Source organism: Veillonella denticariosi JCM 15641 (assembly GCF_002959855.1).
Lineage (GTDB): Bacteria > Bacillota > Negativicutes > Veillonellales > Veillonellaceae > Veillonella > Veillonella denticariosi.
On record NZ_PPDB01000007.1, the window covers coordinates 292,609 to 313,612 of the forward strand.

At 40.5% G+C, this 21,004-nt stretch carries 23 protein-coding genes; 22 read left to right on the plus strand and 1 reads right to left on the minus strand.

The window, feature by feature from the left end:
* The first annotated feature begins 6 nt into the window (after positions 1-6).
* The 11 genes from VEHSUH05_RS06890 (at position 7) to VEHSUH05_RS06940 (ending at position 10,872) form a co-directional block, all read left to right on the plus strand.
* On the plus strand, positions 7-1,731 hold the full coding sequence (locus tag VEHSUH05_RS06890; protein ID WP_105091139.1) for an ABC transporter ATP-binding protein: 1,725 nt from the start codon (positions 7-9) through the stop codon (positions 1,729-1,731).
* Entirely contained in the window at positions 1,718-3,463 is a 1,746-nt protein-coding gene (locus VEHSUH05_RS06895) for an ABC transporter ATP-binding protein (protein ID WP_105091140.1), read from the plus strand. Before VEHSUH05_RS06890 ends, VEHSUH05_RS06895 begins: the two co-directional genes overlap by 14 nt.
* 1 nt (position 3,464) lies before the next feature.
* Positions 3,465-4,259, plus strand: coding sequence for a TrmH family RNA methyltransferase (locus VEHSUH05_RS06900; RefSeq protein WP_105091141.1), 795 nt, complete (start codon positions 3,465-3,467; stop codon positions 4,257-4,259).
* Between the two features lie 136 nt (positions 4,260-4,395).
* Positions 4,396-5,250 (plus strand): ChbG/HpnK family deacetylase, encoded by an 855-nt coding sequence (locus tag VEHSUH05_RS06905; protein ID WP_105091142.1) that lies wholly within the window; start codon positions 4,396-4,398, stop codon positions 5,248-5,250.
* Positions 5,247-6,239 (plus strand): lysylphosphatidylglycerol synthase transmembrane domain-containing protein, encoded by a 993-nt coding sequence (locus tag VEHSUH05_RS06910; RefSeq protein WP_105091143.1) that lies wholly within the window; start codon positions 5,247-5,249, stop codon positions 6,237-6,239. The genes VEHSUH05_RS06905 and VEHSUH05_RS06910 overlap by 4 nt, the downstream gene beginning before the upstream one ends.
* 13 nt (positions 6,240-6,252) lie before the next feature.
* Positions 6,253-6,702 carry an ACT domain-containing protein gene (locus VEHSUH05_RS06915; RefSeq protein ID WP_038114976.1) on the plus strand — a complete coding sequence of 150 codons (450 nt, stop codon included), beginning with the start codon at positions 6,253-6,255 and terminating at the stop codon, positions 6,700-6,702.
* A gap of 25 nt (positions 6,703-6,727) precedes the next feature.
* Positions 6,728-8,017 carry a homoserine dehydrogenase gene (locus VEHSUH05_RS06920; protein WP_105091144.1) on the plus strand — a complete coding sequence of 430 codons (1,290 nt, stop codon included), beginning with the start codon at positions 6,728-6,730 and terminating at the stop codon, positions 8,015-8,017.
* A 5-nt stretch (positions 8,018-8,022) separates the two neighbouring features.
* Positions 8,023-8,937, plus strand: a complete 915-nt coding sequence (gene thrB / locus VEHSUH05_RS06925) for a homoserine kinase (protein WP_105091395.1) — start codon at positions 8,023-8,025, stop codon at positions 8,935-8,937.
* A gap of 58 nt (positions 8,938-8,995) precedes the next feature.
* Entirely contained in the window at positions 8,996-9,868 is an 873-nt protein-coding gene (gene htpX, locus VEHSUH05_RS06930) for a zinc metalloprotease HtpX (RefSeq protein WP_038114980.1), read from the plus strand.
* Between the two features lie 13 nt (positions 9,869-9,881).
* On the plus strand, positions 9,882-10,289 hold the full coding sequence (ndk, locus tag VEHSUH05_RS06935; protein ID WP_105091145.1) for a nucleoside-diphosphate kinase: 408 nt from the start codon (positions 9,882-9,884) through the stop codon (positions 10,287-10,289).
* A 67-nt stretch (positions 10,290-10,356) separates the two neighbouring features.
* Positions 10,357-10,872: a cob(I)yrinic acid a,c-diamide adenosyltransferase gene (locus VEHSUH05_RS06940; RefSeq protein ID WP_038114983.1), complete on the plus strand. Its 516-nt coding sequence runs from the start codon at positions 10,357-10,359 to the stop codon at positions 10,870-10,872.
* A 60-nt stretch (positions 10,873-10,932) separates the two neighbouring features.
* Here the strand turns inward: VEHSUH05_RS06940 and VEHSUH05_RS06945 are convergent, their stop codons facing one another.
* On the minus strand, positions 10,933-11,268 hold the full coding sequence (locus VEHSUH05_RS06945; protein ID WP_054673348.1) for a hypothetical protein: 336 nt from the start codon (positions 11,266-11,268) through the stop codon (positions 10,933-10,935).
* A gap of 63 nt (positions 11,269-11,331) precedes the next feature.
* Here VEHSUH05_RS06945 and cobU point away from each other — a divergent pair, with 63 nt between their 5' ends.
* The 11 genes from cobU (at position 11,332) to VEHSUH05_RS07000 (ending at position 21,001) form a co-directional block, all read left to right on the plus strand.
* The gene (cobU, locus tag VEHSUH05_RS06950) at positions 11,332-11,910 is read left to right on the plus strand and encodes a bifunctional adenosylcobinamide kinase/adenosylcobinamide-phosphate guanylyltransferase (protein WP_038114988.1); all 579 of its coding nucleotides are present in this window, start codon (positions 11,332-11,334) and stop codon (positions 11,908-11,910) included.
* The gene (locus tag VEHSUH05_RS06955) at positions 11,903-13,420 is read left to right on the plus strand and encodes a cobyric acid synthase (RefSeq protein WP_105091146.1); all 1,518 of its coding nucleotides are present in this window, start codon (positions 11,903-11,905) and stop codon (positions 13,418-13,420) included. The genes cobU and VEHSUH05_RS06955 overlap by 8 nt, the downstream gene beginning before the upstream one ends.
* Positions 13,421-13,434: 14 nt before the next feature.
* The gene (cbiB, locus tag VEHSUH05_RS06960) at positions 13,435-14,430 is read left to right on the plus strand and encodes an adenosylcobinamide-phosphate synthase CbiB (protein ID WP_038114993.1); all 996 of its coding nucleotides are present in this window, start codon (positions 13,435-13,437) and stop codon (positions 14,428-14,430) included.
* Positions 14,427-15,320, plus strand: coding sequence for an adenosylcobinamide-GDP ribazoletransferase (gene cobS, locus VEHSUH05_RS06965; RefSeq protein ID WP_105091147.1), 894 nt, complete (start codon positions 14,427-14,429; stop codon positions 15,318-15,320). Before cbiB ends, cobS begins: the two co-directional genes overlap by 4 nt.
* A 61-nt stretch (positions 15,321-15,381) precedes the next feature.
* Positions 15,382-16,260, plus strand: a complete 879-nt coding sequence (locus tag VEHSUH05_RS06970) for a GHMP family kinase ATP-binding protein (protein ID WP_281252026.1) — start codon at positions 15,382-15,384, stop codon at positions 16,258-16,260.
* A gap of 30 nt (positions 16,261-16,290) precedes the next feature.
* Positions 16,291-17,421, plus strand: a complete 1,131-nt coding sequence (locus VEHSUH05_RS06975) for a pyridoxal phosphate-dependent aminotransferase (RefSeq protein WP_105091148.1) — start codon at positions 16,291-16,293, stop codon at positions 17,419-17,421.
* A gap of 8 nt (positions 17,422-17,429) precedes the next feature.
* Positions 17,430-18,068: an alpha-ribazole phosphatase gene (gene cobC, locus VEHSUH05_RS06980; RefSeq protein WP_054673360.1), complete on the plus strand. Its 639-nt coding sequence runs from the start codon at positions 17,430-17,432 to the stop codon at positions 18,066-18,068.
* Positions 18,068-18,766 carry a pseudouridine synthase gene (locus VEHSUH05_RS06985; protein WP_105091149.1) on the plus strand — a complete coding sequence of 233 codons (699 nt, stop codon included), beginning with the start codon at positions 18,068-18,070 and terminating at the stop codon, positions 18,764-18,766. Before cobC ends, VEHSUH05_RS06985 begins: the two co-directional genes overlap by 1 nt.
* 70 nt (positions 18,767-18,836) lie before the next feature.
* On the plus strand, positions 18,837-19,910 hold the full coding sequence (locus tag VEHSUH05_RS06990) for a M24 family metallopeptidase (protein WP_105091150.1): 1,074 nt from the start codon (positions 18,837-18,839) through the stop codon (positions 19,908-19,910).
* Positions 19,911-19,925: 15 nt separating this feature from the next.
* Positions 19,926-20,483: an elongation factor P gene (efp, locus tag VEHSUH05_RS06995; protein WP_038115007.1), complete on the plus strand. Its 558-nt coding sequence runs from the start codon at positions 19,926-19,928 to the stop codon at positions 20,481-20,483.
* 137 nt (positions 20,484-20,620) lie between these two features.
* A complete protein-coding gene (locus tag VEHSUH05_RS07000; protein WP_038115008.1) occupies positions 20,621-21,001 on the plus strand; it encodes an Asp23/Gls24 family envelope stress response protein in 381 nt (126 codons plus the stop codon).
* The last annotated feature ends 3 nt before the right edge of the window (positions 21,002-21,004 follow it).

A 21,004-nucleotide genomic window follows, 5' to 3' on the forward strand; every position in this document is an offset into this window, starting at 1 on the left:
GGAATTATGAAATCTGTAGATTTTTTTAAAGATTTTTTCCGCCGTGAAGGTTGGATTTATGCAATAGGCATCATACTGTTGATGGCAATTGATGTGGCTTTTTTATTGGTCCCTCAATTTATCGGAAATGCTATCGATACATTGAGTCATAACAAGGAGGGCCTTGTTCGTTATATTTTGTATTTTGTGGCACTATTAATTATTATAACTATTTTGAAAGTTATCTCCCGTCGCACTTTACTAGGATCCATTCGGAGGATGGAGTATCAGTTTCGTCAGAAGCTTTGTAAGAAGGCGCTGCAGATCGAGACGACTTATTACGAAATGAACGGACCCGGCAAGGTGATGGCGCTGATGACCAATGATGTGACATCGTTGCGCGTTGCTCTAGGGTTGGGCGTGATGATCGTTGTGGATATCGTATTTTATTCCATTGTGGGCTCCGTAGTATTAATCAAAAAAATCGACATTCTCTTGGCGGCTCAAATCATGACGCCTGTATTATTTACCCTGATTGCAATCTTTCTGTTAGGACGTAAGTTGAGGGTTAAACAGAGAAGTGCACAAACGACGTATAGTGATATGACTGAATTTGGACAGGAACTGTTTCAGGGCATGGATGTGATGCGAGCTTTCAACCGTGAATCGGTCATTGAAAAGTTGTTTGATAATATCAATCGGCTAAATTATAACAAGAATATGGATGTCGCTTTATATGATTCTGTTTTGACACCGCTCACACGGATTGCACCGTTTATCTGTATCAGTATCAGCATCTTTGTATGTGGGCGTCTCGCTGTGGAGGGGCGTATGAGCATCGGTGAGTTTGTTACCATTAATTCTTTTATCATGCTCATTATAGGCCCTTTAATCAGTGTCGGTTCACTCATATCCATCATACAAAAGGGGTTGGCATCGTTAGACCGCATCATGGATTTTATGAAATTACCGCCGGAAAATATCAAGGATACCGATTCCATATTAACGTTAGAGGATATTCATGTCAGATTTTTAAATTTTACCTATGATAACGCAAAGGCTCAGGCATTATCGCAGGTGACGACAACGATACCGAGGGGCTCTTTTATAGGCATTGTAGGAAAACCGGGCTCCGGTAAAAGTACACTATTCAAATTGTTGATCGGCTTGCAGAAAAGTCCTCAAAAATCAATTTATTTCGGCAATCGTGATATTACAGATATTCCTTTAGCCGTATTGCGTAATTCCGTTGCCTATGTGCCTACACAATCCTATCTATTGAGTTCTACAATCGCAGACAATATCACCTTCGGCCAAAGTTCCATTCATCACATATCTTTGGAGGAAGCCGCTAAAAAAGCGGATTTGTATAGAGATTTAGGTGATTATCTGCACGATGATCTACATGTCTTAGGGGAAGAAGGGCGCGATCTGTCCGGCGGACAACAACAGCGCATCAATTTGGCGCGCGGATTTTATAAAAATGCTCCTTACTTGTTATTAGATGACTGCTTTTCCGCATTAGATGCGATTACGGTTCATACGATTCTCGATACACTGCGTTCCTCCCATGAACAAACCATACTTTGTATTTCTCAACGCCTGGAGGTAATAGAAAAGGCTGACAGCATTCTCGTCTTTGATGAAGGACGTATCGTAGAATCCGGAAATCATCAAGAACTATTAAATAATAAGGGCTTGTATTATACATTATATATGGCACAGAGAGGGGCAGCACATGAAGAAGCGTAATGTCCGGAATGATTGGGCTTTATTTAAACATTTAAGTGCTTATATACGTCCATATATGGGGATATTGATGATAGCCGCATTTGCTTTGTTAGGAAATCTTATCTTATTATTGTTGCGGCCTTACTTGTCCAAGCAGGTCATCGATCTTGGTTTTGCTACAAATGATATACATGTAATTCAATATTATGCTGTCCTGTATGCCATAACGATTTTGGGCAGTATTATATGTATATTTGTAGAAAACTATTTCTTAAAATCATTCGGTCAAAAGATTATTTACCATATACGGGGGATTATCTTCCGGAAAATACTCAATAAATCACATAAAGATTTTTATAAACTACCTATAGGTAACTGGGTGACGCGTATTACTAATGATGTAGAATCATTACGAACTCTATATACAGAAGTTATTCTAAGTCTTTTAAGCAGTTCTCTCATGATTATCGGTATTTTAGGCTTTATGTATCTCATCAATATTCCTTTAGCCATTATCATGACAATACTTGTGCCTATTATGGGAGGTATAATATGGATGTACCAGAAGTTCTCCCGCAAGGCGTTCCGCCAGGTGCGTACTTCTGTGGCCGCATCCAATGCGAGTATTAAAGAACTGTTAAATTATATTGTTATCGTAAAAACCTATCGTGGTGAACGCAATATAGAGGATCGTTATGACGAGGTAAACAAAAGATTTTTAGCGGCCGGTATTTTCGAGGTTACCACGTTTTCTATCTTCAGGCCTCTTGTGGATGGTCTGTTTTTCGTTGCCCTTATCGTTATATTTACGACGACAAATTTGGTCGACTCCGTTGCTGATGCAGGTACAGTTTTCGCGTTCATCCAATATATGGATCGCTTCTTTCAGCCTATGAAAGAAATCGCCGATAAATACAATTCACTGCAGAGCGCTTTGGCCGGTGCGGAACGGTTAGTTCCTTTGCTGGAGGAAGAAGATAGACAGTTGATTACATCTGTTCCCGATGAATTTAAAGTGATTCGCAGCATTCGATTTGACCATGTTTGGTTTTCTTATCTCGATAATGATGAATATGTCTTGGAAGACTTTACATTATCCGTTAATGCCGGTGAATTTATAGGTATTGTCGGTCCGTCGGGCAGCGGCAAGACCACATTACTTTCACTATTGATGGGCATTCATAAACCAACCAGGGGTGCAATTTATATAAATGATATCAATATTGCGGATTATGACAGTTCCTTACTACGAAATATTATGGGTTATGTTTTTCAACAGGCCTATTTATTTAAAGGAACTATAGAGGATAATCTGAAGTTATTCGATACCTCTATTCCCGATGAGGATATGGTGGAAGCGGCCCGTCAGGTGAATTTGGACGGCATGATTCAACAGTTGCCGGACGGTTATAAAACATCTGTAGGCTATTTGGGTTCTCTATTGTCGGACGGACAGAAACAATTACTTGCTTTCGGCCGTACATTATTGAGCAAAAAATCGATATTATTATTGGATGAAGCAACCGCAAATATCGACAGTCATACGGAAAAAGCGATCCAAGCCAGCATCGAGCGTATACGGGGCAGTAAAACCATTCTCAGCGTGGCTCATAGATTATCCACGGTTGAGGATGCAAATATAATCGTATATTTGGAATATGGTAAAATGAAGGAAATCGGTTCTTTTGATGAACTTATAAAGAATAAGGGCGCATTTTATAATTTATGGCGACAACAACGTGACGGGAGATAGTATGGAGTATATTCAATCAAAAGACAATAAGACGATTAAGCGCATGGTTGCCTTAAGTAATCGAAAATATCGTCAGAAATATGATGAATATGTCCTAGAAGGTATTCGATCGATTCGTGATGTGGCGAAAATGGGTGCTATTAAAGTTATCGTTATACGAGAATCGAAAATGAAGGAACACACTATTCAGGAGTTATTAAGTGTATCAGATATACAATCTGTACCGACATATATCGTTCAGGACCCTTTGTTCGACAAGTTGGAAAACTCCGTTCATGGTCAAGGTGTGATGGCTATAGCAAATAAACCTAAATATTTTATTGATGATTTGCGCATAACGGACGGTTTATATGTAGCGTTGGACGGGGTACAGGATCCGGGTAACTTGGGGACCATTATACGTACGGCCGTAGCGGCAGGCGTGAAAGGAATATTCTCGTTGAAAGGAACCGTGGATCCGTTTAATAATAAGACCGTGCGCAGCACAATGAGTGCACTACATAAGATTCCTTTATATGAGGATGTATCATTATCGGAATTTTATGATGTAATCAGAGAACAGAGAATAACAACTTATGTAACAGCCTTGGAGAATTCAGTACCATATCAAGATATCCGGTATGCTTCGCGCAGTTTATTAATATTCGGTAATGAAGGTAATGGTGTATCAAAGGAGATATTAGATTTCTCTGATTACCGTATTTCTATTCCTATGTACGGAGATATAGAATCTCTCAACGTATCGATAGCTGCGGCACTTTGCATGTATAAGGTGCAGGAACAGCTTATCAAATAAGATTTTAAAAGTCCTCTGCTAGTATACAAGCAGAGGACTTTTGTATTGATTTTTGATACCTGTATTTGGTACAATAACATATATCCTTTGTGGGAGAACAAAGTTCTCCCTTTTTTAAATGAAAAGGAAGATGATTATGTCCAAACTTATTGTAAATGCTGATGATTTTGGCCTTCATAGTTCTGTAAACAGAGGGATTATTGACGGTCATCGTACAGGTATTATTACGAGTACCTCCTTATTAGCAGGAGGCGAAGCTTTTACAGAAGCCATAAGCATGGCTAAAGAAAACCCAAAGTTGGGCATCGGTATTCATATCGCCTTGGTTGGAGGTCTCAAACCGGTATGTGATCCATCTGAGGTACCGTCACTATTGACGGAACAGGGAAGATTTCCCAATACCTATGTGGAGTTTATAAAAAGACTTTATACGGGTAAAATTAATTTTGATGAATTGCGTAAGGAAATACAGAGTCAAGTATCCATAATTATGAATGCCGGCCTTAATATAACGCATATTGACGGGCATCAACATATGCACATTCTTCCTAGCATGTTACCACTTGTGGTGGAACAGGCGAAACAGTATGGTATAAAGGCGATTCGCATTCCTCAGGAGATGAGCGGATTTATCAATTATTCGTACAATCCGGTTCGCTTTCTCGGCAAAGTGGGGCTTTCATCGGTAGCGGATAATGCACGTTCCTTTATCAGAAGTAATAATATTATAAGCACCCAATTTTTCTGGGGCATGATAAATGGCGGTCATATCAATCAAAAGACCTTAATGGGAATTTTGAAAGAGGTAAGTCACCGTAGCGGTACCCATGAGTTGATGATACATCCGGGCAATGATGATAGAGTCCTCAGCAGCCGTTATGACTGGGGATATCACTGGGAGGATGAATTGAAAGCAGTTTGTTCGCATCATACGCGTTTATATATTAATCAGCATAAGATTGAGTTGATTAATTACGGAGATTTGGCATGAGTAAGATGATGAAGAGAGGCATTCTGATGCTTCTCTTACTCATCAGCGTATCTGCAGGGATCATATATTACACCATCGATCTGGAAGCAATTAAAACGATAAGGAGCTTTAACGCAGTTTCGTTGTTGTTAGCACTTCTGGCTTTAACATTGGGAATGTACTTTGATGGATTACGGTTGCAGAGGCTCGTAAAAATAGGTGGTTATAAGCTGTCGATTCAAGCTGTACTTCGCGTTATATTCAGTAATTATTTTATGGCAATGTTGACGCCGGGGGCCAGCGGAGGGGCCGTAGCTCAGGTTTTGGTCCTTAAAAGTTATGGTGTACCGTTGGGAAAGGGAACACCTATCGTATTGATACGTACGGTATTCTCAATTATGTTTCTCGTAGTCATGTTACCGTTCGTTTTTCTTCACGACGCCATTGAAATACCATATATTTCACGAAATATGTTGCTTGTATTTGCTGTTGTGGCGGTAATAGCGACCTTATTAGGAACCTATATATTACAAACTAAATATATGCGACAATTTGTATATCGTTTAGCTAAGTATTTTAAGGAAGATAAAACTAAAGACTGGTTATCGAAACTTGAAACTTTAAATCAGGGACTGGGGTTATTATATAAGAAACCGGGACAGTCTATTGTCGTCTTTTTTGAATCCGGCTTGAGCCTGCTTTGTTTATATTGTATTGCACCGGCCTTAATGTATGCTTTTACATCGGATATTCATATCATCGATGTGTTGGATCGAATGATTCTATTAAATCTCATTTTATATTTTGCACCGACACCTGGGGGAACAGGAATCGCAGAAGGATTGTTCGTAGTGCTATTCGGTTCATTCGTGCCGGCCGGAACAGTTGGTATTGTGGCTGTTGCATGGCGCGTTGTAGCGGAGTATTTACCGTTTTTTATTGGAATGTATGCGGTGTTAACATTATATGGGCGACAATTTGTGGCTCAGGAAACATCACATGAACAGTAAGGGAGTGTATTGTATGTCTAAACCAAAAAAAGATAAGTTTTATCTTGTGCAAGAAGATATTTTACCGGAAGCGATCAAAAAAACCATTAAGGTAAAGGAAATCCTAAAATTAGGTGAGGTTAAAACGATTAACGAAGCCGTTGAAAGAATGGATTTGAGTCGTTCTGCATATTATAAATACAAGGATTATGTATTCCCGTTTTTTGAAATCGCTCAAGGTAAGATTGTAAGCATAACCGTATCTATGTCGAACGAATCGGGTATGTTATCCAGTGTATTGAAAGCAATCGCCGATCGAAACGGCAGTATTTTAACGATCAATCAAGATATTCCGCTACAGGGGATTGCCAACAGCAGTATCTCTTTTGAGACAAAGAATTTACAAGGTTCCCTCGAGGATTTACTGCATGAAATCCGCTCTATGAAGGGCATTATTAAGGTAGAGATTTTAGGACAGGCTTAGTCCGCATTTTGAGGATAGAATTATTATGACCACTGTTAAAATCGCTTTATTAGGCTTCGGTACGGTCGCGCAAGGGACATTTAATTTATTGCAGACTAATGCAGCAATCATTAAAGATCGTACCAGTGTTGATATTGATATCGCAAAAATTTTTGTGCGCAATCCTGATAAATACAGCAATATTACTTTGCCTGTAGCAACTAAATATGTGACCGATATAAAAGATATCATAGAAGATGATTCGATTCAAATCGTTGTGGAGTTAATGGGGGGCACAACCTTTGCCAAGGATTGTGTAGAGGAGGCTCTTAAAGCGAAGAAAAACGTCGTTACGGCTAATAAGGATTTATTAGCTGAATCGGGTCCATATTTATTGGAACTGGCAAGTAAAAATGGGGTGGATTTGCGCTTTGAAGCCTCTGTATTAGGCGGTATTCCTATTATTCGCACATTATATGAATCTTTGGGTGGCAATCATATTACGGAACTCATCGGTATTATGAACGGCACGACAAATTTTATTTTATCTAAGATGACCGATGAAGGTTTGAGCTATCAAGATGTACTAAAAGAAGCTCAAGAATTGGGTTATGCTGAGGCGGATCCGACGGCTGACGTGGAGGGGCTCGATGCGGCTCGTAAATTGGCAATTTTGGCATCCATCAGCTTTAATCGCCGTATTTTTTTTGACGATGTATCCGTTGAAGGGATTACAAAAATCGATACGGAAGACATTGCATTCGGCAAAGAATTCGGCTATAACATCAAATTACTAGGCATTGCGAAGGAATCTAATAAAGGGTTATCACTTAATGTTTATCCCGCATTTGTACCGGTTACTCATCCGTTGGCCTCCGTGCGCGGTTCTTATAATGCGATTTATGTGAAAGGCAACGGAATCGATGACGCCATGTTCTATGGTCGCGGCGCGGGCAGCTTGCCAACGGGCAGTTCCGTAGTAAGCGATATTATGGAGATTGCGAAAAATATTTCCAACGGATCTACCGGTCAATTGAAATCATTCTATTATGATCAAAAGAATATTTACGCACCCGGTAAAATTCAATCCAGTTACTATATACGACTAGCTGTAGATAATAAAACGGGTGTCTTAGCTAAAATTTCCGCTAAACTAGCGGAACAAAAGATTTCCGTCCTATCTATTGTGCAGCGCAATATGGATCCTGAAATGGCAGTGCTTGCTATCGTTACGTCTAAATGCCCTCGTTCGTACATTTTAAATCTTATAGACTCTTTTAACAGCTTGCGTTCTGTTCAATCAGTCAATAGTGTTATTCGTATTATGGAAGATTAATGGATATGGAAACCATACGCGTTCAAGTTCCGGCTACCAGTGCTAATTGCGGTCCCGGTTTCGATTGCCTGGGATTGGCTTTAAATTTATATAATATCTTTACTTTTAGACCCCTTGAGGATGCCACGGAGTACACGTATACATTTGAAGGGTTTGGTGCCGACATCCTCCGCATGGAGGATCCTAAGAAAAATCTCATCGGATTTGCCATGGACCAGGTCTTTGCAACGGTTCAGGAACCGATACGTTACGGTCATATTACTTCAGAAACATTAATTCCTCCTTCGCGTGGTTTAGGTAGTAGCAGCACCGCTATTGTGGGCGGTTTGTTATTGGCGAATACCCTCGTTAAAAATCCGTTGACTAAAGAAGAACTTCTGGTAATCGCCAATCGCATGGAAGGTCATCCTGATAATGTGGCACCGGCGATTTACGGAAACTTATGTTGTGCAACCGGCTTAAAAACAAAAGTATTAAATACGGTAATTCCCGTTCCGGAGGAACTGCACTTTGCCGTAATTGTACCGGAGGTATTGGTTTCTACGGAATATGCCAGGTCCGTATTGCCTAATCATATTCCTTTTAAAGAGGCGGTTCAAAACGTGAGCCATGCATCACTGTTTGTAACGAGTCTTATTACACATCAGTTAGATAATCTGTCTATAGCTTTGGAAGATAATTTGCATGTACCATATCGAAAAGCCTTAATTCCTCATTGCGATGATGTATTTATGGCCGCTAAAACGGAAGGAGCCTATGGTGCAACCATTAGCGGATCCGGCTCTACATTGATTGCTTATACCGATAAATGTCATGTTGAAAACGTCGCAAAAGCTATGGGAGAGGTATTCACATCTCATGGCGTTGAAAATAAAATATATTGTCTGGAAGCTGATACAAAAGGAGCAAGAATTATATAGTTTATGGTATAATATATAGTGTTGTAGCATAGCCACAACACTATAATCGGAGGAAACTATGAACAATATAAAAACAACTCTTTTATTAGCGCTGTTAACAGCTATTTTAATGGCTGCAGGCGATATGATCGGCGGAAGAAACGGCATGCTATTGATGTTCGTCATATCAATGGGGATGAATTTCATGTCTTATTGGTATAGTGACAAAATCGTTCTTGCCCAATATCATGCACAGCCTGTAACAGCGGAATCAAATCCAAAATTGTACGGTATGGTCGAGAGATTGGCAAAAAACGGCCAATTGCCTATGCCGAAGGTTTACATCATTCCCAGCGAGGTACCGAATGCGTTTGCTACCGGCAGAAATCCGAACAATGCGGCGGTTGCTGTTACGCAAGGTATTCAACAGCTATTGACGGATGATGAACTTGAAGGCGTACTCGGTCATGAATTAACACATGTTAAGAATCGCGATACCTTAATCAGTACCATTGCCGCTATGTTGGCGGGTGCTATTTCAATGATAGCGCAGGTGTTGCAGTTTTCTGCTTTCATGGGGCGCGGAGACAGTCGAGACGGACAGGGGAGTAATCCTTTAGCTCTCATCGGCATGATTATACTGGCACCTCTTGCTGCGGGACTCATTCAAATGAGTATCTCTCGAACTCGTGAATTTGCGGCCGATGAAGGCGGCGGTGATATGTGTCGCAATCCGATGGCACTGGCATCGGCTCTGGCTAAAATCGATTACTACTCTAAACATGGTGCACTACCTAATGCAAGCAATGCGACGGCACATATGTTTATCATCAATCCTATGGTCGGTATTGGTGAAAGTTTCAGTAATCTTTTCAGTACACATCCACGTACGGAGGAACGTATTGAAAAATTAAAAAAACAAGCACAAAACTCTAAATACATTCAGCATTAACAGGAGGTAAGCCATGCAAGAAACATTAGTTTTAATCAAACCGGATGGTGTAAAACGCCAATTAAGCGGTGAAATTCTAAGCCGTTATGAACATAAAGGCCTTGTGATTAAGGCTTTAAAATTGCTACATGTGCCTCGTGAACTGGCGGAAGAGCATTATGCGGAGCATAAAGATAAACCGTTCTTTGGTGAATTAGTCAACTTTATTACATCCGGACCTGTTCTTGCATTTGTTTTAGCAGGCGAAAATGCAGTTGTATCTGTCCGTGCTTTAAACGGGGCTACTAATCCTGTAGATGCGGCCCCTGGTAGTATTCGTGGTGACTATGCTTTAACAATGGATTCCAATGTGGTTCATGCGTCAGATTCTCCTGAATCGGCAGCGCGTGAAGTACATCTTTGGTTTCCGGAATATAAATAATTTTAAGGTTCATATCATGTAACTCATTTACATTCGTATCATGTTCTATTTATAAGGAGGTATTTATATGGCTAGTAGTGTATATACTAAAACGGGTGATACCGGTACGACAGGTTTATATACGGGCGAAAGAGTACCGAAATCATCATTACGAGTGGAAGCTTATGGTATAATTGATGAATTACAGGCCTTTATAGGTCTTGCCAGAGCGTATGCGGAGAATGCACGAGTTCAAGTAGAATTATATGATTTGGAACGTACATTATGGACGCTGATGGCGGATATCGCGAGTCTCAATAAGGCTCCGGATGTAACGGACCAACAGGTAAGGCATCTTGAAAAAGTGATCGATAAATTTGATGAGAAATTAGAACCTTTATCTAATTTTGTCGTTCCCGGGGATAAACGATCCTCTGCATATTTGCATGTTGCGAGAACGATAGCACGTCGTGCAGAACGCGCTTTATGGCGTGTATTAGATAGCGGCGAAAGCGTTCATGAGTCGAATTTGCGATACTTGAATCGCTTATCGGATCTTTGTTTTATCCTGTGCCGCGTAGAGGAAGAAATCGGAGCTGAATAAATAAAAAAAGCTATGTTTATACATAGCTTTTTGCTCGTTATAGACCTTATTGAGAAGACCTTATTGAGATATAGTTTGATTTAATACATCTTGAGGGCTTGGGTAATAGAAGAAGATATGAGGAATTTCATATCTGAATTTTTCTCGTAATAAATCGGACAATGTCGCTTCAAAGCAGATGATCTTGTCTGCTCCAAAGTCGAAATCCTCCACGAGGACCAACAGTTGTGGTTCTACTTGAGGTGCATTATCTGGTAATGCCTCCGGTGGTAGAGGTACATTTACCACCACGCGTACGGTACCGATGTATTTACCTTGACCGTCGTCGATAGCTACTCGGTAGGTATTATCCCATAAGGTGGCCATCATTTTTAATTTCATATTCATAATTTCCATAGTATCGCTCCTTTGTTATACTTATAATGATACTGAAATTATAAATTCTTGTATAGGTGCATTATGAAATCCAGAATTATCCTGTGTTCCGGTGGAGCACGCAGCGGAAAAAGTGAATTTGCGGAATCTTTAGCGCTTTCATTCGAAGGGCAAAAGGCCTATGTAGCGACAGGGCAAGCCTTTGATGATGAGATGTCGGATCGAATCAAAAAACATCAGGAGAGACGAGGGGCGTTATGGAGAAACTATGAAGTACCGCTTCATCTTGCATCATCATGGGATGATATTTCCTCATCTGCCGATGTGGTGCTCATTGATTGTCTGACCATGTTTACCACGAATCATATGTTAAAACACGGATCAATCACGGGGCAAGAAGATGTAAATGAGTTAGAAGCATCTATACTTTCAGAATTACATACATTATTGAAGTCGATTCAATCAACGGAAGGTAAAACCGTTATATTTGTTACGAATGAAATCGGATTGGGTATTGTACCGGATAATAAATTGGCTCGGTATTTCAGAGATATTGCGGGGCGTGTTAATCGCGCGGTAGCCGATGCGTCAGACCAGTTATATTTGACGATTAGCGGTGTAACCATTGAATTAAAATCTCAGGAGGTTCATATAAATGGCTAAGAAAATCATGTTTCAAGGAACCAGTTCCAACGTAGGTAAAAGTATTCTGTGTACCGCTTTATGTCGAATTTTTTACCGCAAAGGATATAAAACAGTTCCTTTTAAGGCTCAAAATATGGCCCTCAATTCATATGTTACGAAATGGGGCGATGAAATTGGTCGTGCTCAGGTGGCACAGGCGGAGGCTGCCGGCATTGATCCGATTGTTCAGATGAATCCTGTTTTATTAAAACCTACAGGTAATCAGTCGTCGCAAGTCGTTCTCATGGGAAAACCCGTAGGTGTATATAGCGCTAAGGAATATCACACAAAGTATTCATTAACTGCACTGGACAAGGTTAAGGAATCCATTGATTTTTTGGATTCCAATTTTGATATGATGGTCATCGAAGGGGCCGGAAGTCCTGCGGAAGTTAATCTCAAGGCTAACGACATCGTCAATATGCGCATTGCAAAGATGACTAATGCACCTGTTTATCTCATTGCCGATATCGATCGCGGTGGTGCTATCGCATCAATTGTAGGTACATTAGAATTACTGGAGCCTGAAGAGAGGGATTTAATTAAAGGCATTGTAATTAATAAGTTCCGGGGAGATATTAAGTTATTGGAACCTGCGTTGACATTTATCGAGGAAAAAACCGATAAAAAGGTAGTCGGTGTTATTCCAGCTATTGAAAATCTTGATATCGATGAAGAAGATTCCGTAGCATTAGAGAATAAACGTAACAGCGGCGGCAAGGATATTCAAGTTGTAGTTATGCAGACTCCGAAGATTTCCAATTTTACGGATTTTGATGCGCTCAATTATGAACCGGATGTTTCAGTTCGCTTTGTAGGACCGGGAGACGTAATAGGTAAACCGGATCTCATCATATTGCCGGGGTCTAAAAACACCTTGGCGGACCTTACATATCTGCGGGATTCCGGCTTTGCTGAAGAGATTAAGAAGCTGGCGGCTGCCGGCACACCTGTTATCGGTGTATGCGGAGGAAATCAAATGCTCGGTAAGACGATTTTTGACCCGCATCACATGGAAGGTGATATCGATGAAGTGGAGGGTCTTGGACTCGTTGAATCGACAACGACCATGAAGGATCAAAAAACAACCCATCAGGTTCAATTTAACGCATCGAACTTACAGTTTCTTAACGGCACCTATACGGGATCAGATTTAGTAGGCTATGAGATTCATATGGGGGATACGACCCCGCTGGAAGATTCCGTTACAAGATGTTTTTCTATCACAAGTCGCAGTGAAACGCCCGTACAAATAGTGGACGGTTTCATTGATGGAAATCACCAGGTGATGGGTACGTATATTCACGGCATATTCGATAATGACGAATTCAGACGTTTTATCATCAATCAATTGCGTGAACGTAAAGGTTTAAAACCGTTGGATGTCGTATTCCATTATTTTGAACATAAGGATGCGGCATATAATCGCCTGGCCGATATCGTGGAAGAACATCTGGATATGGATTATATCATGTCTAATTTGAATTAAAATAGAGGATTTAAATGGAACAGTTAACAGTATGGCAATGGTTTACAAAATATAGCTTCGTTTGTATTCCCGTGTTAGCATTTTTATTGGATATTTTTATAGGGGATCCTAAAAGTAAATATCATCCGGTAGCGATCATCGGACGCATTATCTCCTTTTTTGAGGCTGTTCTTTACAAGGAAACCGATAATGATACAAAAAAATTATGGTACGGAGGTATTGCGGTAGGTCTTATTTTATTGACCGTATATATTCTCGCTTCGCTTATACTTTGGATTGGCGGCGTGATTCATGAATGGGTTTATTACGCCATCGAAGTGCTTTTACTCTATATCTCTATTTCTCCTCGTTCTTTAGCAGGGGCGGGCTTTGAAATCGGACAGCTTTTAAAACATGGTAATATTGAAGGTGCCCGTCAACGGCTATCTTGGATCGTAGGTCGTGATACAGCCGATCTTGATGAAGGTGAAATTACACGCGCTACGGTAGAAACAATTGCTGAAAATACCGTTGACGGTATCGTTGCACCGCTATTTTTCTTTATTCTGGGTGGATCCATGGGGGCTATTCTTTATAGAACCGCAAATACGATGGATTCCATGATGGGATACAAGAATCAGAAATATTTATTTTTCGGTCGTGTGGCGGCCCGCTTGGATGATATCTTAAATTGGATTCCGGCTCGTATTACATTTATTCTCTTAGTCGTATCCGCATTTTTTCTACGATTTGATGCAAAGTCGGCTTTTAAGATAGGGGTTCGCGATGCTAATAAGCATCCAAGTCCAAATGGCGGCTATGCCGAAGCACCGGTAGCAGGAGCCTTACACATTCGTTTAGGCGGATATAACCAATATTTCAACAAAATGACCTTTCGTGAATATATGGGCGATCCTATTGAAGCTATGAATCGCAATCATATTACGAGATCTATTTATATGATGTACTTTACGACATTGCTGATGGTTATTATCAGTACAGTTATAACCTATGGGATGATGGAACAATGACACCTTTCTTTATTGCATTGCAATTTTTGACACGTATAAAATTAGTGAACCAGACAGATTGGTCAGTAGAGGCTTTCGGTAAATCCGTGGCCGCTTTTCCTTATGTAGGCTTGATTATCGGATTATTTTTGGCTATATTATACGGTATTTTATCCTTATTTATACCTCGCATGCCGTTAATGCTGATCATCGTAGTAGCTGAGTTTCTGTTGACAGGCGGACTTCATGCGGATGGCTTGATGGACACCAGCGATGGACTGTTTTCCGGACGTGAGAGGGAGCGGAAGCTTGAAATCATGAAGGACAGTCATGTCGGTTCATTCGGGGTCGTCGCCTTTATTTTTGTTACGCTTTTAAAATGGCAATTATTGGCTGCTATTCCATCCGCCGAATTTATTCCGATGGCACTTATCATGATGCCTCTCATGAGTCGATGGACCATGGTATTCAGTATTCGAGCGTATCCTTATGCGCGTAAAGAAGGCATGGGCGCCGCCTTTGCAAATTATGCCCCCAAGCATGTCATGCTATATAATACGATTTCTACATTCTGTATGCCGCTTATATTGCTTTTCATCGGCAGTATCTTGTATACCGTACTATATGGAGTCTATGCGGTGATTTCCGTGCCTGATGTAGAATATATAGCTGGATTAGGTATATTGGTATATGCTACATTAGGTATTTTCCAAATCAATGTGATAAGCATGATTGTCGCTTATATTATCAATATAGCTTTAAACGGATATATCGTAAAACAGTTGGGAGGTACTACCGGCGATACATACGGTTTTGTTACAGAAGTGACAGAGGTATTGCTTTTATTTGTATATATCATCATTTTATCTATTTTATCCGCTACGGTTGCATCCAATCCAGCCGTATTTTAGAACGTAAATCATAAAGTATTTACCTCTGACCTTATATTAATGCATTTGATGAAAGGAGTTCATGGTGACCTATTATGTGAGAGCCCCCGGTACATGTGGAGAATTTCTCCAAGGGTCCATTGATGGACAGTCATTTTTAGTGACTTGTCCCATAAATCGATACTCCTATGCATTAAGCGATGTGAAACATCCTTTTTATAATTACTTTTGTTCCCTCCAACCAAAATCTGCTCGTGCCAGACAACTTGTTTTAGACCGGAACCGACAGGACAAAACAGATACATCCGTATATGTGAGATCGGACATTTTGCAAGGAAAGGGGATGGCATCCAGTTCCGCAGATATCGCCGTGACGGCCATGGCGACAGCCCTTGCAATACATCGTGAGTTATCATTTAAAGAGCTGGAGCGTATCTGCTTAACCGTTGAACCTACAGATGCTTCATTTTATCCAGGAGTTACGCAGTTTGATTATTTTGAAGGAACTATTTCCGAACATTTAGGTATGTGTCCGCCCTTAAAAATCCTCGTCTTTGATGAAGGAGGAAGTATCGATACGATTGCTTTCAACCGACAGGATGATTTAACGGATAAAATCAAGGAGAAAGAACCGATTATAAAAGAATCACTGGATCTTTTTAAGCGAGGATTAAAGACTCATGATATCAATCTTATCGGGCAAGCCGCTACATTGAGTGCCTTCGGTAATCAACGCATCCTATATAAACCTGATTTATACAACTTTCACGATATCGGTGTACATTATCATAGTGTCGGTACTATTATCGCTCATAGCGGTACTATCATGGGTTTATTATTTCCCGTTGATTATGGTGGTATTGATGATTGTAAGCATGAAATCATGCGAACTTTACCACATCTAACGTATGTAGATACTGTAGAAACAACTAACGAGGGATTGACCTATATCAAGCGATGAAAATAAAGTTTATAACAGAAAGAGAATATTATGTCAGATATACATGGGGGCAATATTTTTAAGTTTGCCCATGAACAACGTATTGAACCGTATGAGGTTATTGATTTTAGCGCCAATATTAATCCATTGGGCCCTAATCAGAAGGGACTTGATGCGCTACATAATCGATTGCGGTATATTAATCATTATCCGGATGCCACAAATGATGATGTATTAAATGCGATTGCCGATACATATGGTGTAGATAAAAACCAAATTGTTGTGGGGAACGGAGCAGCTGAACTGCTTTATGCGATTTGTCGTCTGCCGAATTATACGGGGGCATTTGTTCCGGCACCGGGATTTTCTGAATATAAAGAGGCTTTAAAAGCCAGTCATATTCCGGTTCGTGATATATTCTATCGACCTCGTATCGATGATAATGGAGTACCGTATTTCGAGATACCTTACTTAGCATTAGAAACATTTGCGGCAGAACTAAGGGGGCAGGACGGTAGAGTTATCGTTTTCCTGGGAAATCCAAATAATCCGGACGGAACATTACTTGATATCAATCATATACGTATCCTTGCCGGTATGTTAGCCGCTGCAAACAGCCTGCTCGTCATCGATGAGTCATTTATAGATTTTGTTGGAAATGATATGCTTCGTGATAATGAGCAGTCCATGCGACAGCTCATTGATGAATTTGATAACATTATTATAGTTCATTCCTTTACTAAGTTTTATGCCGTGCCGGGTCTGAGAATCGGTGCTGTATTTGCAAATCCGAATATCATTAAGCAGCTACAATCTTTTATTCCTGCCTGGTCTGTCAATACTTTGGCACAGGCCTATCTGGAGGCTGCCCTCAATGATTCAGATTACGTAAAACGAACAAAATCCGATGTACAGGATGAACAGAAGTTTATGTATCAAAGTTTGTCGGCTATAGAAGGCATTACAGTATATCCGCCATCAGCGAACTTCATGTTGTTACATATTGAGAAAGACGGTATTACAGCGGATTTGATTAATGAAGTTTTGAAGAAGCATAACATGATTGTACGGAATTGCGATAATTATGAAGGCCTTGGTAATCAATGGATTCGTCTGGCTATCAAGGACCATGAATCAAATGTGACTGTATCAGGTATAATAGAAGAAATATTTAAAGCATAGGAAAATATATGAAAACGTTATACATCGTTCGTCACGGTGAAACTGACTGGAACAAGATGGGAAAATATCAGGGTATTACTGATGTGCCCTTAAATGAAAACGGGTTAGCACAGGCTAAGGCTTGTGGTGAGGCTCTCAGTCATGTACATTTTGACAGAATCTTATCAAGTGATTTATCTCGTGCATTGGTGACGGCCGAATCTATTCGACGAAATCGGTCGATACCGATTTCGACTGATAAACGATTACGGGAATTAAATTTCGGTGATTGGGAGGCTTTATTGTTTTCAGAAATTGAAGAACGTTGGCCCGGTTTAATCGATGAAATGTATTTAAAACCTCATATTGTCAGAGTTCCAAATGGTGAAAGCTTTAAGGAATTACAGGAGCGCGCGTGGGCAGGACTCGAAGAGTTTATCTCCGCTAATGACGAGGAAGAAACATTACTCATTACTTGCCATGGCGGCACCATTCGGACGTTGTTGTGCAAATTGCTGGATATCTCCATTAGTCATTGCTGGAATTTCAGTCAAGGTAATACGGCGATTAATCGTGTCTTTTACAATGGTATGGGTGAATTCGATCATAATATACTGAACCTATTGAATGATACGGCTCACGTAGATACGCTGCAGGGATATCAGTAATGAGACTTGATAAACTATTGGCCAATAAAGCCTACGGCAGTCGTAAGGAAGTACATCAAATTATCAAAGATAAACGTGTATCTGTTAACGGAATAGTAGTAACTAGAAAAGATATGCATATTGATCTGGATTCGGATAATATCACTGTTGACGGCCAAAGGGTCAATCGTACACAGGCATACTATGTTAAGTTTCATAAGCCGAAAGGGTATGTGACAGCTGTGGAAGACCCGATGCATCCTGTCGTGATGGATTTACTGCCGCCCGAATTTCGGAAGATGGGCGTCATTCCCGTAGGTCGTCTTGATAAGGACACGGAAGGCCTTCTGTTATTGACTAATGACGGTGTATGGGGGCATTCTATCATAAACGGTCATAAACATATACCAAAAGTATACTATGTTGAGTATGACGGTACATTATCAGCTGACGGATTACAGCGCATCCGTCAGGGAATCGTATTAGGTGACGGAACGGTCTGTAAACCGGCTGTATTAGAAATTCTTTCGCCAACCGCTTTGCACATGACAATCGAAGAGGGAAAGTATCACCAGGTGAAACGCATGATCGGTGCTGCGGGAGGAACGGTAACTTATTTGAAGCGCCTTTCCGTCGGATCTGTTGATTTAAACGGTATCGAAACGGTCGGATCAATGCTAGAATTAACCCCATCAGAGGTGGACGCATTTAAAAAGTAGCATGAAATCCTATTCAATATAGGTAATTTATGGTAATATTAGATGTACTTTATAGACTAGGAGCATGATTATGAACGGATTAAATCGGCTACAGCAGTATATCAAAGAGCAAGAGTTAACAGGCGTTATTTTAGTGAGTCCTACAAACCTTCACTACTTTGCTGGGTTTACAGGGTCCACAGGCTTTGCGGTTATCACCGCGGAGAAAGCGTTTATGATTACCGATTTCAGATATACCGAACAGGCTCAAATGCAATGTGAGGGATATGAGGTAATTCAATATGAAACGACTGTTATGGATTCTCTTGTAGATATTTGTAATGATAATCATATTCATGAAGGACTCTTCGGTATAGAAGGTAAATATATGCCTGTCGATACATATGAAACATTATGTGATACATTAGATGAACGGTTTAATTTTACGTCTACTAATTTTGCCAAGCTTCGGGCCGTAAAGCGAGAAGATGAGCTCGATTTATTACGGAAGGCCGCCAGGATCGGAGATGACGCATTTTCCGCATTGTTACCGCAATTAAAGGTCGGTATGACGGAAAACGAAGCGCGAATCATCTTAGAAACGGAAATGTTAAAGCGCGGTTCGGAAGAACCCTCCTTTGCGACCATTGTCGCTTCAGGCAAACGCTCCAGTATGCCTCACGGGGTAGCCAGTGATAAGGTGATTGAAATCGGAGATTTTGTAACCTTTGATTTTGGTGCCGTATATAAGGGGTATCATTCCGATATGACTCGAACCATAGTTATGGGGGCGGCGTCAGACGAGCAAAAAAAATTATACAGTATCGTATTGGAAGCACAAAAAAGAGGTGTTGCCGCAGTTAGAGCCGGTATTACAGGCAAAGAACTGGATTCGGTTTGTCGTGACTATATACGTGATAAAGGTTATACCAGGGAGTTTAACCATGGGACCGGTCACGGTGTAGGTCTTGATATTCATGAGGAACCGGTAGCCAATCCGAAATCCGATACGGTATTTGAAGAAAATATGATCATTACGGTAGAACCGGGGATTTACATATCAGGCTCTATCGGATTGAGAATAGAGGATAGTGTCATCGTCAAATCTGACGGCTATGAGGTGTTGACACACAGTCCAAAAGAGTTAGTTGAAATAGGTATTTAAAAGGAGAAGAGTTAGATGATTTCCAGTAATGATTTTCGTCCAGGTGTAACCGTTGAAATCGACGGTAATGTATGGCAGATAGTTGACTTTCAACACGTAAAACCAGGTAAAGGTGCGGCGTTCGTACGTACAAAAATGAAAAATTTGCAAACTGGTTCCGTAGTAGAACGTACATTCAATGCCGGTGAAAAGGTGCCTAAAGCACATGTTGACCGCCGTCGTATGCAATACTTGTACGAATCCGACGGTGCTTACACATTCATGGATAACGAAACCTATGATCAAGTTGAATTGAATGTTGAACAATTAGGTGATGCTAAAAATTTCCTTCTCGAAAATATGGAAGTATCTATCATGTTCTTCCAAGGTATCGTAATCGGTCTTGATTTGCCTGTAGCCGTTGAACTTCGCGTTGTTGAAACAGATCCTGGCATCCGTGGCGATACTGCAACGGGCGGTAACAAACCGGCTGTACTCGAAACAGGCTATACTGTAAAAGTACCTCTCTTCATTGAAGTGGACGATGTACTTCGTATTGATACCCGTACAGGTCAATACATCGAACGCGCCTAATACGTTTTGATATGTATTGGGGACAGATCTTTTCATGGAATTTTATTCCCCATATATCGTAACATTTACACTATGAGCACTTGTCGTCTATGTAATTATATATAGGGGATAAGTGCTTTTTTATGAAAGAGGCCAGTATGACTAAAAAAAATACTGAACTAGAATCGGGAAAAATTAAGATCAGTGATGATGTGTATGCCACCATTGTTACCATTACCGCTTTGGACACTAAAGGTGTTCATCATATGAGCTCCACCTTTAACGATGGAGTAAATACGCTACTTCGTCGCAAAACCGATCATGAAGGGGTTAAGATATCCTTTAATGATGAAGGCGCGATTGCGGTTACATTATATGTGTGCATCCAATACGGGTATCGAATTCCTGATGTAGCTTTGCGATTACAGGAACGTATTAAAACAGCATTGGTATCCTATACTGAAATTGAAGTACAGACTATTGATATTGTTGTACAGGATATCGTTTTTGACGATCTTGTACCCACACCTCGGACATAGGAG

Excerpts from the sequence above, each read along its gene's own strand:
- VEHSUH05_RS06890 (WP_105091139.1), top strand. The coding sequence starts at position 7 with ATGAAATCTGTAGATTTTTTTAAAGATTTTTTCCGCCGTGAAGGTTGG.
- VEHSUH05_RS06895 (WP_105091140.1), top strand. The coding sequence starts at position 1,718 with ATGAAGAAGCGTAATGTCCGGAATGATTGGGCTTTATTTAAACATTTA.
- VEHSUH05_RS06900 (WP_105091141.1), top strand. The coding sequence starts at position 3,465 with ATGGAGTATATTCAATCAAAAGACAATAAGACGATTAAGCGCATGGTT.
- VEHSUH05_RS06905 (WP_105091142.1), top strand. The coding sequence starts at position 4,396 with ATGTCCAAACTTATTGTAAATGCTGATGATTTTGGCCTTCATAGTTCT.
- VEHSUH05_RS06910 (WP_105091143.1), top strand. The coding sequence starts at position 5,247 with ATGAGTAAGATGATGAAGAGAGGCATTCTGATGCTTCTCTTACTCATC.
- VEHSUH05_RS06915 (WP_038114976.1), top strand. The coding sequence starts at position 6,253 with ATGTCTAAACCAAAAAAAGATAAGTTTTATCTTGTGCAAGAAGATATT.
- VEHSUH05_RS06920 (WP_105091144.1), top strand. The coding sequence starts at position 6,728 with ATGACCACTGTTAAAATCGCTTTATTAGGCTTCGGTACGGTCGCGCAA.
- thrB (WP_105091395.1), top strand. The coding sequence starts at position 8,023 with ATGGAAACCATACGCGTTCAAGTTCCGGCTACCAGTGCTAATTGCGGT.
- htpX (WP_038114980.1), top strand. The coding sequence starts at position 8,996 with ATGAACAATATAAAAACAACTCTTTTATTAGCGCTGTTAACAGCTATT.
- ndk (WP_105091145.1), top strand. The coding sequence starts at position 9,882 with ATGCAAGAAACATTAGTTTTAATCAAACCGGATGGTGTAAAACGCCAA.
- VEHSUH05_RS06940 (WP_038114983.1), top strand. The coding sequence starts at position 10,357 with ATGGCTAGTAGTGTATATACTAAAACGGGTGATACCGGTACGACAGGT.
- VEHSUH05_RS06945 (WP_054673348.1), bottom strand. The coding sequence starts at position 11,268 with ATGGAAATTATGAATATGAAATTAAAAATGATGGCCACCTTATGGGAT.
- cobU (WP_038114988.1), top strand. The coding sequence starts at position 11,332 with ATGAAATCCAGAATTATCCTGTGTTCCGGTGGAGCACGCAGCGGAAAA.
- VEHSUH05_RS06955 (WP_105091146.1), top strand. The coding sequence starts at position 11,903 with ATGGCTAAGAAAATCATGTTTCAAGGAACCAGTTCCAACGTAGGTAAA.
- cbiB (WP_038114993.1), top strand. The coding sequence starts at position 13,435 with ATGGAACAGTTAACAGTATGGCAATGGTTTACAAAATATAGCTTCGTT.
- cobS (WP_105091147.1), top strand. The coding sequence starts at position 14,427 with ATGACACCTTTCTTTATTGCATTGCAATTTTTGACACGTATAAAATTA.
- VEHSUH05_RS06970 (WP_281252026.1), top strand. The coding sequence starts at position 15,382 with ATGGTGACCTATTATGTGAGAGCCCCCGGTACATGTGGAGAATTTCTC.
- VEHSUH05_RS06975 (WP_105091148.1), top strand. The coding sequence starts at position 16,291 with ATGTCAGATATACATGGGGGCAATATTTTTAAGTTTGCCCATGAACAA.
- cobC (WP_054673360.1), top strand. The coding sequence starts at position 17,430 with ATGAAAACGTTATACATCGTTCGTCACGGTGAAACTGACTGGAACAAG.
- VEHSUH05_RS06985 (WP_105091149.1), top strand. The coding sequence starts at position 18,068 with ATGAGACTTGATAAACTATTGGCCAATAAAGCCTACGGCAGTCGTAAG.
- VEHSUH05_RS06990 (WP_105091150.1), top strand. The coding sequence starts at position 18,837 with ATGAACGGATTAAATCGGCTACAGCAGTATATCAAAGAGCAAGAGTTA.
- efp (WP_038115007.1), top strand. The coding sequence starts at position 19,926 with ATGATTTCCAGTAATGATTTTCGTCCAGGTGTAACCGTTGAAATCGAC.
- VEHSUH05_RS07000 (WP_038115008.1), top strand. The coding sequence starts at position 20,621 with ATGACTAAAAAAAATACTGAACTAGAATCGGGAAAAATTAAGATCAGT.